Raw genomic sequence first — 15,619 nt, 5'->3', positions numbered from 1 at the left:
CGGGAAATACTTTACACCTCTAGTTGAGGTTTAAGGTTCACCCCTTCCAGGCTCTACTAATCGGAGGCCGGCCATGAGCCAGAACCAGAACTACCTCGCCGTGATCAAGGTCGTCGGCGTCGGCGGTGGCGGCGTCAACGCCGTCAACCGCATGATCGAGCTCGGTCTCCGCGGAGTCGAGTTCATCGCCGTCAACACCGACGCCCAGGCGCTGCTCATGAGCGACGCCGACGTCAAGCTCGACGTGGGCCGCGAGCTCACCCGCGGCCTCGGTGCCGGCGCCGACCCCGAAGTGGGGCGTCGCGCCGCAGAGGACCACGCGGAGGAGATCGAACAAGCCCTGACCGGCGCCGACATGGTGTTCGTCACCGCCGGCGAGGGTGGCGGCACCGGAACCGGCGGTGCTCCGGTGGTCGCCCGCATCGCGAAGTCGATCGGCGCGCTGACCATCGGTGTCGTCACGAAGCCGTTCTCCTTCGAGGGCCGTCGCCGCCAGAGCCAGGCCGAGGCCGGCGTCGCGAAGCTGAAGGAAGAGGTCGACACCCTCATCGTCGTCCCGAACGACCGGCTGCTCGAGATCAGCGATCGCGGCATCTCGATGATCGAAGCGTTCGCGACTGCCGATCAGGTGCTCCTCGCCGGTGTGCAGGGCATCACCGACCTCATCACGACGCCTGGTCTGATCAACCTCGACTTCGCCGACGTGAAGTCCGTCATGCAGGGGGCGGGATCCGCCCTCATGGGCATCGGATCGGCGCGCGGAGCCGACCGCGCGATCAAGGCCGCCGAGCTCGCCGTCGAGTCCCCGCTGCTCGAAGCCTCTATCGAGGGGGCGCACGGGGTGCTGCTGTCGATCCAGGGTGGCTCCAACCTCGGCATCTTCGAGATCCACGACGCGGCCGATCTCGTCAAGGAGGCTGCGCACCCGGAGGCCAACATCATCTTCGGTACCGTCATCGACGACACCCTCGGCGACGAGGTGCGGGTGACCGTGATCGCCGCCGGCTTCGACGGCGGAGAGCCGTCGCTGCGACTCGACCCGATGGTCGTGTCGCGCCCGGCAACCGCGTCGCTCCCCGAGGTCGCCCTGTCGGATTCTGCGGAGCCTGCCGCAGAGAAGGCCTCCTCGGAGCCCGCGCCGGCGACGTCCGTGCAGCGCACCCCCGCGACGAGCATCGAGCCGGCATTCGCGGACGACGACATCGACATCCCCGAATTCCTGAAGTGACGACACCGGTCGGCGCCTCGGCGCCATCCGGTCTGGCGGCGCGGCTGTCGGCGATCGACGAGAGGATCGCCGACGCCGCGCGTGCCGCGGGGCGGCCTGCGACGGAGATCACCCGGATCGTCGTCACGAAGTTCCACCCTGCCTCCCTGGTGCGGGACCTGCACGACCTCGGGGTTCGCTCCGTCGGGGAGAACCGGCAGCAGGAGCTCACCGCCAAGGCGGCGGAGCTCTCCGCGCTGGGCCTGGAGTGGCACTTCATCGGGCAGGGGCAGACGAACAAGGCGGCGGCGATTCGCCGCAGCGCGGACGTGGTGCATTCCGTGGATCGCGACCGGTTCGCGGATGCCCTGCACCGGGCCGCGGACGGTGACGACATCCTCGACGTTCTCGTGCAGGTGAACCTGACAGAGGACGAGGGCAGGGGTGGCGTCGCTCCCTCGGGGGCGGCGGCGCTGGCCGAGCATGTCCTGACGCTGTCCTCCCTCCGTCTCCGCGGGGTCATGGCCGTTGCGCCCCTCAACGAGGAGCCCGCCGCCGCCTTCGCCCGGCTCCGCGCGATCGCCGAGGATGTCCGCGCGGTCGCACCTGACGCGACCTGGATCTCCGCCGGCATGACCGGCGACTTCGCCGAGGCGATCGCCGCCGGCGCGACACACCTGCGGATCGGATCCGCAATCACGGGACCGCGCCCCGCCCGGGGTTAGCCTGTGACAAGACCAGCCCGAAACGTTCGAACCGGAGGACACGATGGGTAACCCGCTGAAGAAGACCATGGTGTATCTCGGCCTCGCCGACGAGGAAGAGGTCTACGAAGAGGAGACGCAGGCGCCCGCCCGCGCTCAGCGTGAGCGCGAGCGCGACCGTGAAGAGCCGGCCCCGGCTCCCGTTACGCCGCTCCGTCGCCCCGTCGCCGTCCGCCAGCCCGCAGCAGGAGCCGTGAACGAGATCCTCACCGTCCACCCGAAGCAGTACCGCGACGCGCAGCTCATCGCGGAGAGCTTCCGCGAGGGCGTCCCCGTCATCATCAACCTCTCCCAGATGAGCGATGCCGACGCGCGCCGCCTCATCGACTTCGCGAGCGGTCTCTCCCTCGGTCTCTATGGCCGCATCGAGCGGGTCACCTCCAAGGTCTTCCTGCTCTCGCCGGAGAACATCGCGGTGTCCGGTCACGGGGGAATCGCGCACGCAGACGCCGAGTCTGCGGGCTTCGACCACTCGTAGACCGTGCAGCTGGTCTCGGTCCTCGCCAGCATCGTCCACCTGGTGCTGCTGGTCTACATCCTCGTGCTCTTCGCGCGGCTCATCCTGGACTACATCCCGATGTTCAACCGGGAATGGCGTCCCAAGGGATTCGGTCTGGTCGCCGCCGAAGCGGTCTACACGATCACAGACCCGCCGATCCGGTTCTTCCGCCGGATCATCCCGCCGCTCCGCATCGGTCAGCTCTCGCTGGACTTCGGGTTCGCGCTGACCTTGCTGGTCGTCCTGATCCTGATGAACATCGTGCGGTTGTTCATCCGCTGACCGCCCCGCCCGTCGCGTCCGGTGACCACGGCGAGTTGTCCCAGCCTGGGTGTCGTGGCGTCGCGACCCTGAGGCTCGGGGACTATGCTGGCACCCAGGTGCGCGCCCCGGGTTCGCGCCACATCACGAACACGCCATACATCGGTACTGGCAATCGAACTCATCGAAAGAGGAGCCACCCATGGCACTTACCCCGGATGACGTCGTCACCAAGCAGTTCCAGCACGTCCGCTTCAAGGACGGCTTCGACCCGGACGAGGTCGACGACTTCCTCGACGAGATCGTCATCGAGTGGCGCAAGGCCCTCGAGGAGAACGCCGAGCTGAAGGCGAAGCTCGCGGCGTACGAGTCGGGCTCCGCACCCGCACCGGCCGCCGCTTCCGAGCCGGCCGCTGCCACGCCCGCGCCGGCCCCTGCGGCCGAGACGCCCGCAGAGCCTGCGCCGACCGGCTCCGCGACCGCGACCGCCGGCATCATCGAGCTCGCGCAGCGTCTGCACGACGAGCACGTGGCCGAGGGTGAGGCGAAGCGCAACCAGCTCATCTCCGAGGCCGAGGCCGAGGTCGCCCGCATCCGCACGGAGGCCGAGGCGAAGCAGCGTGAGGAGACCGCGCGTCTCGAGCGCGAGCGGAACACCCTCGAGGCCCGCATCACCGAGCTGCGCAACTTCGAGCGCGACTACCGCTCCCAGCTCCGCGGCTACATCGAGGGCCAGCTCCGCGAGCTCGACGAGAAGTCGGCTTCCACGGACTCGACGCCGGTCTCCGCGATCGGCCTGTAAGGCGCCCTCTTGTCAGGACGTCGTCCCCTTCGTCGGTCGGCGGCCGGCGCGATCGTTGCGGTTCTCGCAGCGGTCGTGCTGGCCGCCGATCAGTTTGTGAAGTACCTCACCATCGAGAACCTGCCGCTGCATGAGGCGGTTCCGGTGCTCGGCGAGTTCCTTCAGCTCTACTACGTGCGCAATCCCGGCGCGGCGTTCTCCCTCGGCTCCGGTGTGACGTGGATCTTCACGATCGCCCTCGCCGTGGTGGCCGGGATCATCATCTGGAAGGCCTTCGGCCTGCGCTCGCGCCTCTGGGCCGTGGTGCTCGGCTGCCTGCTCGGTGGTGTCCTCGGGAACCTGACCGATCGCCTCTTCCGCGAGCCGGGATTCCCCGTCGGCCATGTGGTCGACATGATCTCCATGCCGTGGATGATGCCGGCGATCTTCAACGTCGCCGACATCTTCATCGTCACCGGGATGATCTCGGTCGCGCTGCTCGTCGTGTTCGGACTGCGCTTCGACGGCACGCGTGAGCGGGACCACGCCCCGGTGGAGACGGACGAGGACGCCGAGGCGGCGGCCGCGGCCGAGGGGCGCTGAGCGTGGAGTCCCGGTCACTGCCCGTCCCGGACGGGCTCGACGGCACGCGCGTCGACGCCGCCCTCGCCAAGCTGCTCGGGTTCTCGCGGACCTTCGCCGCGGACGTGGCGGGTTCCGGCGGCGTGCGTCTGGACGGCGTCACCCTCGACAAGTCGGACCGTCTCCGGGGCGGGGCCTGGCTCGACGTGGAGTGGGAGCCGAAGGAGGGGCCGAAGATCGTGCCGATCGCGGTACCCGAGCTGGGTATCGTGTACGACGACGATGACATCGTCGTGGTGGACAAGCCGACGGGAGTCGCCGCCCATCCGTCGGTCGGCTGGGAGGGCCCGACGGTCGTCGGCGCTCTCGCGGCCGGCGGATTCCGCGTGGCCACCAGCGGAGCGCCGGAGCGCCAGGGCGTCGTGCACCGTCTCGACGTCGGCACGAGCGGCCTCATGGTCGTCGCCAAGAGCGAGGCCGCGTACACCGCGCTGAAGCGGGCGTTCAAGGAGCGCACGGTCGAGAAGATCTACCACGCGGTGGTTCAGGGGCACCCTGACCCGCTCGTGGGGACGATCGACGCCCCGATCGGTCGGCATCCGAACCACTCGTGGAAGTTCGCGGTCGTTCCGGACGGCAAGCCTTCCGTGACGCACTACGAGACCCTCGAGGCATTCCCCGGTGCCTCCCTGCTCGAGATCCACCTGGAGACGGGACGCACGCACCAGATCCGCGTGCACATGGCCGCACACCGGCATCCGTGCGTCGGCGATCCGCTGTACGGCGCCGACCCGACGCTCTCCGCGCGTCTCGGTCTCACGCGCCAGTGGCTGCACGCCCATCAGCTCGCGTTCGCGCATCCGACGACGGGGGAGTGGGTGCAGTTCACCTCGCCCTACCCGGAGGACTTCCAGCACGCGCTGAACGTGCTGCGCGGTGAATAGCGCCGCCCGACGGGGCGTCGTACCCTCGGCGTCGGTGGTCTCCGCCACACTGACCGCATGAACATCGTGATTCGGCCGGCGACGGTCTTCGACGACGTGGCAGCGGTCGTCGGGCCGAAGAAGCCGACCTCGAACGTGTGCTTCTGCCTGAGCTACCGGATCGGCAACAAGGAGAACGTCTCCCTACGCGGTCCCGCGCGGGCCGAGCGGGTGCGCGAGCTCTGCCACCAGGATCCTCCTCCCGGCGTGATCGCCTACCTCGACGACGAGCCGGTGGGCTGGGCGGCGCTGCATCCTCGCCGCGACACCAGTTTCGCGCGCAACCGCCTGATCCCACACGTCGACGCCCTCGACGTGTGGTCGCTGTGGTGCTTCCGAGTCCGCCCTGGTCACCGCAAGCAGGGCGTCTCGCACGCCCTCATCGAGGGTGCGGTCGCCTACGCGCGGGAACGGGGTGCGCCCGCGATCGAGGGGTATCCGGTCGACAACGCCGGCGCGAAGGTGAACCTGACGATGGCGTACGTGGGGACGCGGCGGCTCTTCGAGAGCGCCGGGTTCGTGAAGGCGGCAGACACGGGTTCCGTCCTTGACGGCTTCCCGCGCGTGCTCATGCGCCTCGATCTCCGCGAGAAAGCGTGAACCGGATCCCGCGTCGCGGGCAATACGGAGTGTGAACACAGACAGCGAGGTCATCGCGCAGTCGCTCCACGAGCCCGGGGCCTTCTCCGCCATCTTCGAGCGGCATGTCCGCCCCGTCGGCGGGTACATCCGGCGGCGGGTCGGCGAGGACGCGGTGGACGACGTGCTCAGCGAGACGTTCCTGATCGCTTTCCGCCGCCGGTCCGCCTTCGACCTCGATGTCGAATCCGCGCTGCCGTGGCTCCTCGGCATCGCCACGCGGATGATCAAGCGGCACCGTGCGGCCGAGGTGCGGCAGTGGCGCGCGTTCGAGGCGTCCTCGGCGGCGGAGGGGCCGGGGGATCACGCGTATGCGGCCTCGGACGCGCGGCTGGACGCGAATGCCGCCTTGCGGGCTCTCGCTCCCCGCATCGCCGGGCTGCCCGCCCGAGACCGTGATGTGCTGCTCCTGCATGCGTGGGGCGACCTCACCTACGAGCAGATCGGCGAGGCCCTCGGCGTCCCGGTCGGTACCGTGCGGTCGAGGCTCAATCGGGTGCGACGACGGCTGTCGCCACCCGGCTCGAAAGGGACGACCCGACTCACCTGGATGGCGAAGGAGGACAGCGATGCTGCTTATGGAACGAGTGCGTGAGCTCGGCGCGGATCAGGCGGAGCCGTCGGACGAGAGCATCCGTCGGGCCCGTGCGGCTCTGACGAGCGCGGTGTCCGCCGCGCGTGCTCCGCGGGGCGGACGACGACGCGCGCGGGTGTGGACCGGCATCGGCGTCGGAGGGTTGACGGCCGGGGCCGCGGTCGTGGCGCTGGGCGCCGGAGGCATCCTGTTCCCGGTGATGCCCGACGGCGCCGCTGCGGCGGTCCTCGAGCAGGCGGCGAGCATCACCGTCGACGCCCAGGACCTCGACCCGGGCGAGGGGCAGTACATCCGGATCGAGACCGTCGACGAGTTCGTCCAGTTCTGGGACGCGGAGGCCGCCGACGACGGCGACGACGACACCTTCGCCTTCAACGCCTCCCGCGACACGGGGGACGCCGCCGTCCTGATCAGGGACACCCGTGTCCTGTACGTGCCGGCCGACCGTTCCACGGACTGGTTCTACGACTGGGGGCACGCCGAGGTCGCGCGATCGTTCGGTGAGCAGGGGACTCGGGCGGCGCAGGAGTGGCCCTCGTCGCCCGGGGCCTCCCTTCGCGAGCGCGGGACGGTGCAGATTCTCCCGGGCGGGGCGTGGCCGGTCGGAGAAGGTGACAGTCCGCCCGTGCCGTACCTGGCAGACGGCTACCGTCCGCACTACGACGAGATGCCGCGGGAGCCGTCGGCGTTGCGGGACTGGCTGCGCGCTCGCTCGGGCCTCACAGGCACGGAGGGGGACCAGTGGGTGGTGGCCAGCCTCTCCGACCCCTCGGCGATCAACCTGATGCCGGCGGATCTGAGAGCGGCCTTCTTCCGTGCGGTCGCTCTGATCCCAGGCTTCGAGGTGGTGACTGACGGCGACGGCACCGCGACGCTGCGCTATGCGGTGCCGGGCCACCGCACGACGACGATCGTCATCGACACGGCGCGCGGCCTGGTGGACTCCATCGCGGAGGGCTACGGGTCCGGAGGTGTCATCGGCGACACGCCGGAGTCGACGACGAGCGTCGTCACCGAGGTGGTGGATGAGGCGCCGTGAGCCCGGCCGATGTCGATGGCCGAACGTAGACTCGAAGCATGGCATCCGACTCCTTCGTCCACCTGCACGTGCACAGCGAGTACTCGATGCTCGACGGGGCTGCGAAGATCAACGCGATGACGCAGGCGGCCGCCGATTACGGCATGCCGGCGATCGCGGTGACGGACCACGGCAACACCTTCGCGGCGTTCGAGTTCTACAACGCCGCCCGCAACGCCGGCATCAAGCCCATCGTGGGTCTCGAGGCCTATGTCACCCCGGGCACCCACCGCAGCGACAAGACCCGGGTGCAGTGGGGCTCCGCTGATCAGCGGAGCGACGACGTCTCGGGGTCGGGTGCCTACACCCACATGACCATGTGGAGCCAGAGCACGGAGGGTATGCACAACCTCTTCCGGCTGAGCTCGCTGTCGAGCATGGAGGGCTACTACTTCAAGCCGCGCATGGACCGCGAGCTGCTCCAGACGTACGGCAAGGGTCTCATCGCCACGACGGGGTGCCCGTCGGGAGAGGTGCAGACGCGCCTCCGGCTCGGACAGTACGATGCCGCGCGGGCGGCCGCGGCGGAGTTCCAGGACATCTTCGGCAAGGAGAACTACTTCGCCGAGATCATGGATCACGGCCTCTCCATCGAGCGCCGCGTCATGACCGACCTCCTCCGTCTCGCGAAAGACCTCGGCATCCCGCTGGTGGCGACCAACGATTCGCACTACACCCACCAGCACGAGGCCGACGCCCACGCGGCCCTGCTGTGCGTGCAGTCCGGCTCCACGCTCGACGACCCGAACCGCTTCAAGTTCGACGGCGACGGGTACTACATCAAGACCGCCGCCGAGATGCGGCAGCTCTTCCGGGACCACCCCGAGGCCTGCGACAACACGCTCCTGATCGCCGAGCGGTGCGAGGTCGAGTTCAACACCTCGGCGAACTACATGCCGCGGTTCCCCGTGCCCGACGGCGAGACCGAGGACAGCTGGCTCATCAAGGAGGTCGAGAAGGGCCTCCACTACCGGTATCCGAACGGCGTCCCGGACAAGGTGCGCAAGCAGGCCGAGTACGAGACCGGGATCATCCTGCAGATGGGCTTCCCCGGCTACTTCCTCGTCGTCGCCGACTTCATCAACTGGGCCAAGGACAACGGCATCCGTGTCGGTCCCGGTCGTGGTTCCGGTGCCGGCTCCATGGTGGCCTACGCCATGAAGATCACCGACCTCGACCCCCTCGAGCACGGTCTCATCTTCGAGCGCTTCCTCAACCCGGACCGCGTCTCGATGCCCGACTTCGACGTCGACTTCGACGACCGTCGCCGTGGCGAGGTCATCGAGTACGTGACCCGGAAGTACGGGTCCGAGCGCGTCGCGCAGATCGTCACGTACGGCACGATCAAGTCGAAGCAGGCGCTCAAGGACGCCGGCCGGGTCCTCGGCTTCCCCTTCAGCATGGGGGAGCGACTGACCAAGGCCATGCCGCCGGCGGTGATGGGTAAGGACATGCCCCTGGATGGGATGTTCGACTCCGCACATCCGCGCTACAAGGAGGCCAGCGAGTTCCGGGCGTTCATCGAGACCGATCCGGAGGCGAAGACGGTCTTCGACCGCGCGCTGGGTCTCGAGGGCCTGAAGCGGCAGTGGGGCGTGCACGCCGCCGGCGTCATCATGTCGTCGGAGCCTCTGCTCGACATCATCCCCATCATGCGGCGCGAGCAGGACGGCCAGATCGTCACGCAGTTCGACTACCCGTCCTGCGAGTCCCTCGGGCTCATCAAGATGGACTTCCTGGGGCTCCGGAACCTCACGATCATCTCGGACGCTCTGGACAACATCCGGATGAACCGCGGCGAGGAGCTCGATCTGGAGCACCTCGGACTCGACGACCCCGCCGTCTACGAGCTGCTGGCCCGTGGGGACACCCTCGGCGTCTTCCAGCTCGACAGCCCGCCGCTGCGCTCGCTGATGCGGCTCATGAAGCCCGACAACTTCGGAGACATCTCGGCCCTCATCGCGCTGTACCGCCCGGGACCGATGGGAGCCAACTCCCACACCAACTACGCGCTGCGGAAGAACGGGCAGCAGGAGATCACCCCGATCCATCCGGAGCTTGCGGAACCGCTGGCGGAGATCCTGGAGGAGTCCTACGGACTCATCATCTACCAGGAACAGGTCATGGCGATCGCCCAGAAGGTCGCCGGCTTCAGCCTCGGTCAGGCCGACATCCTGCGCCGTGCGATGGGAAAGAAGAAGAAGTCCGAGCTGGACAAGCAGTATGCGGGCTTCGCGGCCGGGATGACCGAGCGCGGTTTCGGCGAGGACGCGGTCAAGGCGCTCTGGGACATCCTCCTGCCCTTCTCGGACTATGCCTTCAACAAAGCGCACTCCGCCGCGTACGGTCTCGTGTCCTACTGGACGGCCTATCTGAAGGCCCACTACCCCGCCGAGTACATGGCCGCCCTCCTCACGAGCGTCGGCGACTCCAAGGACAAGATGGCGCTCTACCTCAACGAGTGCCGCCGAATGGGCATCAAGGTCCTCCCGCCGGACGTCTCCGAGTCGATCAACTTCTTCGCGGCCGTCGGCGACGACATCCGCTTCGGCCTCGGCGCCGTCCGCAACGTCGGCACCAACGTCGTCGAAGGGATCGTGCAGTCTCGCAAGGACGAGCGATTCACCTCCTTCCATCACTTCCTCGACACGGTGCCCCTGCACGTCGCCAACAAGCGCACGGTCGAGTCGCTCATCAAGGCCGGCGCGTTCGACTCGATGGGGGACACCCGGCGCGCGCTCCTCGAGATCCACGAAGATGCGGTGGAGGCAGCGGTCGACCGAAAGCGCAACGAGGCGCAGGGGGCCATCGGCTTCGACTTCGACAGTCTCTACGACGGCATGGAGGAAGCAGCACCCGCGAAGGTGCCCCCGCGTCCGGAGTGGATCAAGAAGGACAAGCTCGCCTTCGAGCGCGAGATGCTCGGGCTGTACGTCTCGGATCATCCGCTGGCGGGTCTCGAGGTGCCGCTCGCGAAGCACGCCTCGATCTCCATCCACGACCTCAACAACTCGGAGGATCTGCAGGACGGGGACCAGGTCACCGTCGCTGGCCTCGTCACCAGCGTGCAGCATCGCGTGGCCAAAGCCAGCGGAAACCCTTACGGCATGATCACCGTGGAAGACTTCAACGGTGAGGTCACTGTGATGTTCATGGGAAAGACCTACCTCGAGTTCCAGCACACGCTGCAGCAGGACGCCATCCTCGCGGTGCGCGGTCGAGTCTCCCGTCGTGACGACGGGCTGAACCTGCACGCGCAGTCCGCGTTCGCCCCTGACGTCGGGTCCTTCGACGCGGCGGGTCCTCTGTCGCTCGTGCTGGCGGAGCAGCGCGCGACCGAACGGGTCATGACCGAGCTGGCCGAGGTCCTGCGCCGCCACAGCGGAGACACTGAGGTGCTGCTGCGCGTCCACCGTGGCGGCACGGCGAAGGTGTTCGAGGTTCCGATGCCGGTGAAGGTCTCGGCCGACCTCTTCGGCGACCTGAAGTCCCTGCTCGGACCAACCTGTCTGGGGTGAGCGGGTAGGATCGTGAGCCGTCGAGCGCACTGGAAATCCGAGGTGCCCCGATGAGGAAAGGACGACGATGAGCACGGATCTTCCCGACCCGGATGCCGAGGCGGTGTTCAGCGACGAGGACGGTGTCCTCTACGACGACGAGGTCACGCCGGAGTACGGCATCCTCGGCTTCACGTTGCGTGAGCTGTTGATCGTCGGCTTCTGGCTGGTCTCCTTCCTCGTCTCGTTCTTCCCGCTCAGCGGGGGAATCTCGTTGTGGGGGATCGGCATTCAGTGGATCCTGCCGATCGGCGTGCCGACGGTCGCGGTGTTCCTCCTGGTCCTCCGGCGGTTCTCGCCGGACGGCATCCGGCGGGTCGGCTCGCTCGGGATCGACCAGTTCGCATCCGTGGCGTTCTCCGTGTCCGCCTGCGTCTGGGCCGGCAACCTGTGGCTCGCGCTCTCCGCCGTCATCTCGACGGGCAACTGGGGTCTGCCCTGGAACGCGGTGGTGCAGGTCATCACCTCCACCGCCCTCGTCGTGCTCACGGTCTTCGCGCCGCTCATCCCCGGGCTCAAGGAGGATTTCCAGGGCCGCCTCGTGACGCTGGCGCACCGCAACGCCAACCCGGTCCGTCCGGTGATCGCGCGCCCGCGCCCCGAGCCCACGCCGGCTGCACCCGTCGCAACCTCCACCACTCCGGCGGAGACGTACGCCGCGGACTCCGCTCCGGCCACTCGAACCTCCGCGATGCCGGCGGAGAGCGAGACAGCCGTCATCCTCGACTCCGACGCGGCGCAGAGCACAGCCGACCCCGACGAGGTCGGCAGCGACGATCATGCCGCCGACGACGCGGGCCGGGTCCCTCTCACTGCCCACGCCTCGGGCGGGGGGACGGGCACGGTGCCGGTCGCCTCAGAGCCGGAGTACGCGCCGCCCTACTCCCGTCGCTCGCGGGGTGAGCAACCGGACATCGTCTCCGACACGGGCAGCATCGAGTCGCTGTTGGGCGCGAAGGCGCTGTCCGAGGAGGAGCTCCGTGCCCAGGAGGACTCGGTCGACGACGCGACCGCCGCACACCCCGTCATCGCCGACGATGGCGATGTGGAGACCACCCGTCCCCGGGACGACGTGTCCGCCGCGCAGCCGTTCTGGATCCTCGCCCCGACCGACCGCGAGGTCCACGACGAGCGGGGCGAGCCGATCTTCCGCATCGGCCCGTCCGCGTGGGCTCTCGTGATCGAAGACCGCGGCGGCGCCTACGTCGTCCGACACGATGACGGACGCATCGGGTACCTCCACGACATCGCCGGCATCACGAAGGGCTGACATGCGCACGATCGATCTGCGGGGGCGCAAGCTCTCGCCCGCCGACATGCTCGCCGCCGTGCCCCGCGCGACGCACGCACGCGCCGAGGCGCTGGAGACCGCGGCGCGCCTCGTCGACGATGTGCGGGAGCGCGGCGAGGAAGCCCTGCGCGAGCAGGCGGAGCGCTTCGACCGGGTCACCGGTCACGCCGTGCGGGTGCCCGAGTCGCACCTCTCCGAGGCCCTGGCGGCGCTGGCCCCGACCGTGCGCTCGGCGCTCGAAGAGGCGATCCGTCGGGTGCGCCGGGCTTCGGCCGCGCAGGTTCCCGCTCCGCAGGTGACACGAATCGGCGACGGCGCGACCATCACGCAGCGCTGGCAGCCGGTGCACCGGGTGGGCGTGTACATCCCCGGCGGCAAGGCGGTGTACCCGTCGAGCGTCGTCATGAACGTCGTCCCCGCTCAAGTCGCCGGTGTGCAGGAGATCGCCCTCGCCTCGCCGCCGCAGGCCGATCAGGGCGGTCGTGTCCACCCGACGATCCTGGCCGCCGCCGCTCTCCTCGGCGTCACGGAGATCTATGCCATGGGTGGCGCCGGAGCTATCGGCGCCCTTGCTCACGGCGTCCGCACTATCGGCCTGGACCCGGTCGACGTGGTGTCCGGGCCGGGGAACAACTACGTGGCATCGGCCAAGCGGGCCGTCGCCGGCGTCGTCGGAACGGACTCCGAGGCGGGTGCGACCGAGATCCTCATCGTCGCGGACGCCGGCGCGGAGCCTCGTCTGATCGCCGCCGACCTCGTGAGCCAGGCCGAGCACGATGAACAGGCGTCGGCCGTGCTCGTCACAGACGACACGGGTATCGCGGAGCGGGTGCGCGAGGCCGTCGAAGTCCTCTCCGCGCGGACACGCCACAGCGAGCGGGTCGCCGCCGCGCTGTCCGGACCGCAGTCGGCGATCGTCCTCGTGGACGACCGCGCCCTGGCCGTCGCGTTCAGCAACGCGTACGCACCCGAGCACCTGGAGCTTCACCTCGCCGACGCAGAGGAGGCGGCTGCCGCCTTCACCAGCGCGGGAGCGGTCTTCGTCGGCGATCAGACGCCCGTGAGCCTCGGCGACTACATGGCGGGGAGCAACCACGTGCTGCCGACCGGGGGACAGGCGCGCTACGCCCCCGGTCTCGGGGCGTACACCTTCCTCCGCCCGCAGCAGGTCGTGTCGTACGACCGGGCGGCACTCGAGGCGGTGCGGGAGGGCGTCGTCGCACTGGCGGACACCGAGGTGCTCCCTGCACACGGCGAGGCGATCGAGGCGCGGTTCACCGCGTAGGATCTGTCAGATGCACTGCCCCTTCTGCCGTCACCCCGACTCCCGGGTCATCGATTCCCGCACCAGCGACGACGGACTCTCGATCCGCCGTCGTCGCCAGTGCCCGGAATGCGGCGGTCGCTTCTCCACGACGGAGACCGCGAGCCTCAACGTCATCAAGCGCTCCGGAGTCATGGAGCCGTTCAGCAGGGAGAAGGTCATCTCCGGGGTCCGGAAGGCCTGCCAAGGGCGGCCGGTGACCGAGGCGGATCTCGCGATCCTCGCGCAGCGGGTGGAGGAGGCCGTTCGCCAGACGGGTGTCTCCCAACTGGACACGAACGAGATCGGCCTCGCCATCCTCGGACCCCTGCGCGAGCTAGATGAGGTGGCGTTCCTCCGTTTCGCGAGCGTCTACCAGGCCTTCGACTCGCTTGAGGACTTCGAGGCGGCGATCGGTGATCTGCGCGCCGACCACGCCAAGGCGGAGGCGACGGACCGGTAATCTGGCAGGGATGTATCCGCTGCTGTTTCGCGCCGTCCTGTCGCGCTTCGATCCCGAGTTCGCCCACCACGCCGGTATGGCGGTGATCCGCGTCCTCGGGGTGCCGCCGTTCTCGTGGGCGACCCGTGCGATGACCCGCCCGGATCCTTCGCTGCGGGTCGAAGCCCTGGGACTCACGTTCCCCTCGCCGTTCGGTGTCGCGGCCGGGTTCGACAAGAACGCGGTGGGCGTCCGCGGTCTCGCGGCGCTGGGCTTCGGGCACGTCGAGGTCGGCACGATCACGGCCGTCCCGCAGGAGGGGAATCCGAAGCCTCGGCTGTTCCGCCTGGTCCAGGACCGTGCGGTCATCAACCGCATGGGCTTCAACAACCGCGGTGCGGACGCCGCGGCCCGCCGCCTCGCTCGGCTCCGCCGTGGTGCCCCCGATACGGTGATCGGCGTCAACATCGGCAAGAGCCGGGTGGTGGACGTCGAAGACGCCGTCGCGGACTACGTCGCCTCGGCAACGCGGCTGGCGCCGCTCGCCGACTACCTGGCCGTCAACGTCTCGTCTCCGAACACCCCCGGACTGCGGGGGCTGCAGGCGGTGGAGACGCTCGCGCCGCTTCTTCGGGCCGTGCGCGACGCTGCCGGGTCGACCCCGCTGCTCGTGAAGATCGCCCCCGACCTTCCCGATGACGAGATCGAGGCCATCGCGCGTCTCGCGGTGGAGGAGGGCCTCGCGGGCATCATCGCGCACAACACGACGGTCAGTCGCGACGGCTTGCGCACCGACCCGGCCGTGGTCGAAGCGGCCGGAGCGGGAGGACTCTCCGGCGCACCGCTCAAACGACGATCCCTGGAGGTCCTTCGCGTGGTCCGTTCCGCGGTCCCGGACGACTTCTGCGTGATCGCGGTGGGCGGCGTGGAGACCGCTTCGGACGTGCAGGCGCGTCTGGATGCGGGGGCCACCCTTGTGCAGGGCTACACCGCTTTCCTCTACCGCGGTCCGTTTTGGGGCCGCGAGATCAATCGAGGACTGGTCAGTCGGGGTACTGTCCGCGCTTGACCTGAGGCTTCGGCAGACGCATGAAGCGCATCTGCAGCGCGCGCATGCCGGCGTACCAACCGAGGCCCTTCTCGACGCGGTCCTTGCCGAACTTCGCCGCTGCCTTGCGCTTCACGCGCATGCCCAGCAGGATCATGCCGCCGATCGCGATGACCAGGTAGGCCATCATGAACAGGTACGCGTAGAACGAGATCATCATGTTGGTCGGCAGCAGCGAAGCGAGGATCACGAGCACCATCACGCCCATGACGAACTCCGCGGGGTGCCAGCCGGCGTCGACGTAGTCGCGCACCCACCGACGCTGCGGTCCCTTGTCGCGGGCAGGGAGATACTTCTCCTCACCAGCGGCCATGCCGGCCTGCGCCTTCGCGCGACGCTCGTTGAGCTCGGCGCGAGCCGCGGCCTTCGCCTCCTTGGTGTTCGCGACGAGGGGCCGGCGGCGGGCGGCCTCCTGCTCGGCGCGGGTCGGCGTCGCGCGTCCCTTGCCGACGGCAGGCGTCTGGGGGGCGTCGTCGTTCGTCGAAGGGGAGGCGGGGGTAGTGGCCACGAGGTTCCTCGGTTCGCTGGG

The 15,619-nt window shown here is 69.0% G+C and carries 16 protein-coding genes; 15 read left to right on the top strand and 1 reads right to left on the bottom strand.

From position 1 onward, the window contains the following. Positions 1-73: 73 nt before the first annotated feature. From ftsZ to FY549_RS14515, 15 genes are all read left to right on the top strand, one after another. Positions 74-1,228: a cell division protein FtsZ gene (ftsZ, locus tag FY549_RS14585; protein ID WP_149085656.1), complete on the top strand. Its 1,155-nt coding sequence runs from the start codon at positions 74-76 to the stop codon at positions 1,226-1,228. Next, entirely contained in the window at positions 1,225-1,932 is a 708-nt protein-coding gene (locus tag FY549_RS14580) for a YggS family pyridoxal phosphate-dependent enzyme (protein WP_149085655.1), read from the top strand. Before ftsZ ends, FY549_RS14580 begins: the two co-directional genes overlap by 4 nt. 43 nt (positions 1,933-1,975) lie before the next feature. Next, positions 1,976-2,449 carry a cell division protein SepF gene (locus tag FY549_RS14575; protein WP_149085654.1) on the top strand — a complete coding sequence of 158 codons (474 nt, stop codon included), beginning with the start codon at positions 1,976-1,978 and terminating at the stop codon, positions 2,447-2,449. A 3-nt stretch (positions 2,450-2,452) separates the two neighbouring features. Next, a complete protein-coding gene (locus FY549_RS14570) occupies positions 2,453-2,752 on the top strand; it encodes a YggT family protein (protein WP_149085653.1) in 300 nt (99 codons plus the stop codon). A gap of 181 nt (positions 2,753-2,933) precedes the next feature. Next, positions 2,934-3,533 (top strand): DivIVA domain-containing protein, encoded by a 600-nt coding sequence (locus tag FY549_RS14565; protein WP_149085652.1) that lies wholly within the window; start codon positions 2,934-2,936, stop codon positions 3,531-3,533. A 9-nt stretch (positions 3,534-3,542) separates the two neighbouring features. Further along, positions 3,543-4,115, top strand: coding sequence for a signal peptidase II (gene lspA / locus FY549_RS14560; protein ID WP_276545656.1), 573 nt, complete (start codon positions 3,543-3,545; stop codon positions 4,113-4,115). 2 nt (positions 4,116-4,117) lie between these two features. After that, on the top strand, positions 4,118-5,038 hold the full coding sequence (locus FY549_RS14555) for an RluA family pseudouridine synthase (protein WP_149085651.1): 921 nt from the start codon (positions 4,118-4,120) through the stop codon (positions 5,036-5,038). A 57-nt stretch (positions 5,039-5,095) separates the two neighbouring features. Continuing rightward, positions 5,096-5,677: a GNAT family N-acetyltransferase gene (locus tag FY549_RS14550; RefSeq protein WP_149085650.1), complete on the top strand. Its 582-nt coding sequence runs from the start codon at positions 5,096-5,098 to the stop codon at positions 5,675-5,677. A 31-nt stretch (positions 5,678-5,708) separates the two neighbouring features. Then, positions 5,709-6,311 (top strand): RNA polymerase sigma factor, encoded by a 603-nt coding sequence (locus FY549_RS14545; RefSeq protein ID WP_149085649.1) that lies wholly within the window; start codon positions 5,709-5,711, stop codon positions 6,309-6,311. Beyond that, positions 6,286-7,350 carry a hypothetical protein gene (locus FY549_RS14540; protein ID WP_149085648.1) on the top strand — a complete coding sequence of 355 codons (1,065 nt, stop codon included), beginning with the start codon at positions 6,286-6,288 and terminating at the stop codon, positions 7,348-7,350. The genes FY549_RS14545 and FY549_RS14540 overlap by 26 nt, the downstream gene beginning before the upstream one ends. A 38-nt stretch (positions 7,351-7,388) precedes the next feature. Continuing rightward, a complete protein-coding gene (gene dnaE, locus FY549_RS14535) occupies positions 7,389-10,907 on the top strand; it encodes a DNA polymerase III subunit alpha (protein ID WP_149085647.1) in 3,519 nt (1,172 codons plus the stop codon). Between the two features lie 67 nt (positions 10,908-10,974). Then, entirely contained in the window at positions 10,975-12,216 is a 1,242-nt protein-coding gene (locus FY549_RS14530; protein ID WP_149085646.1) for a hypothetical protein, read from the top strand. 1 nt (position 12,217) lies between these two features. After that, positions 12,218-13,522 (top strand): histidinol dehydrogenase, encoded by a 1,305-nt coding sequence (hisD, locus tag FY549_RS14525; RefSeq protein ID WP_149085645.1) that lies wholly within the window; start codon positions 12,218-12,220, stop codon positions 13,520-13,522. Positions 13,523-13,532: 10 nt separating this feature from the next. Continuing rightward, entirely contained in the window at positions 13,533-14,003 is a 471-nt protein-coding gene (nrdR, locus tag FY549_RS14520) for a transcriptional regulator NrdR (RefSeq protein ID WP_149085644.1), read from the top strand. A gap of 10 nt (positions 14,004-14,013) precedes the next feature. After that, positions 14,014-15,051: a quinone-dependent dihydroorotate dehydrogenase gene (locus FY549_RS14515; protein ID WP_149085643.1), complete on the top strand. Its 1,038-nt coding sequence runs from the start codon at positions 14,014-14,016 to the stop codon at positions 15,049-15,051. Here the strand turns inward: FY549_RS14515 and FY549_RS14510 are convergent. Then, on the bottom strand, positions 15,026-15,598 hold the full coding sequence (locus FY549_RS14510; protein ID WP_060921218.1) for a DUF3043 domain-containing protein: 573 nt from the start codon (positions 15,596-15,598) through the stop codon (positions 15,026-15,028). The genes FY549_RS14515 and FY549_RS14510 overlap by 26 nt on opposite strands. Positions 15,599-15,619: the final 21 nt, after the last annotated feature.

Source organism: Microbacterium sp. 1S1, assembly GCF_008271365.1.
In the GTDB taxonomy this organism is placed as follows: domain Bacteria; phylum Actinomycetota; class Actinomycetes; order Actinomycetales; family Microbacteriaceae; genus Microbacterium.
Note: the sequence above shows the minus strand (reverse complement) of the source record. Positions and strands in the feature narration are given on the sequence as shown.

Coding starts and splice junctions, on each gene's coding strand:
- ftsZ (WP_149085656.1), top strand. CDS start 74: ATGAGCCAGAACCAGAACTACCTCGCCGTGATCAAGGTCGTCGGCGTC.
- FY549_RS14575 (WP_149085654.1), top strand. CDS start 1,976: ATGGGTAACCCGCTGAAGAAGACCATGGTGTATCTCGGCCTCGCCGAC.
- FY549_RS14565 (WP_149085652.1), top strand. CDS start 2,934: ATGGCACTTACCCCGGATGACGTCGTCACCAAGCAGTTCCAGCACGTC.
- FY549_RS14550 (WP_149085650.1), top strand. CDS start 5,096: ATGAACATCGTGATTCGGCCGGCGACGGTCTTCGACGACGTGGCAGCG.
- FY549_RS14540 (WP_149085648.1), top strand. CDS start 6,286: ATGCTGCTTATGGAACGAGTGCGTGAGCTCGGCGCGGATCAGGCGGAG.
- dnaE (WP_149085647.1), top strand. CDS start 7,389: ATGGCATCCGACTCCTTCGTCCACCTGCACGTGCACAGCGAGTACTCG.
- FY549_RS14530 (WP_149085646.1), top strand. CDS start 10,975: ATGAGCACGGATCTTCCCGACCCGGATGCCGAGGCGGTGTTCAGCGAC.
- hisD (WP_149085645.1), top strand. CDS start 12,218: ATGCGCACGATCGATCTGCGGGGGCGCAAGCTCTCGCCCGCCGACATG.
- nrdR (WP_149085644.1), top strand. CDS start 13,533: ATGCACTGCCCCTTCTGCCGTCACCCCGACTCCCGGGTCATCGATTCC.
- FY549_RS14515 (WP_149085643.1), top strand. CDS start 14,014: ATGTATCCGCTGCTGTTTCGCGCCGTCCTGTCGCGCTTCGATCCCGAG.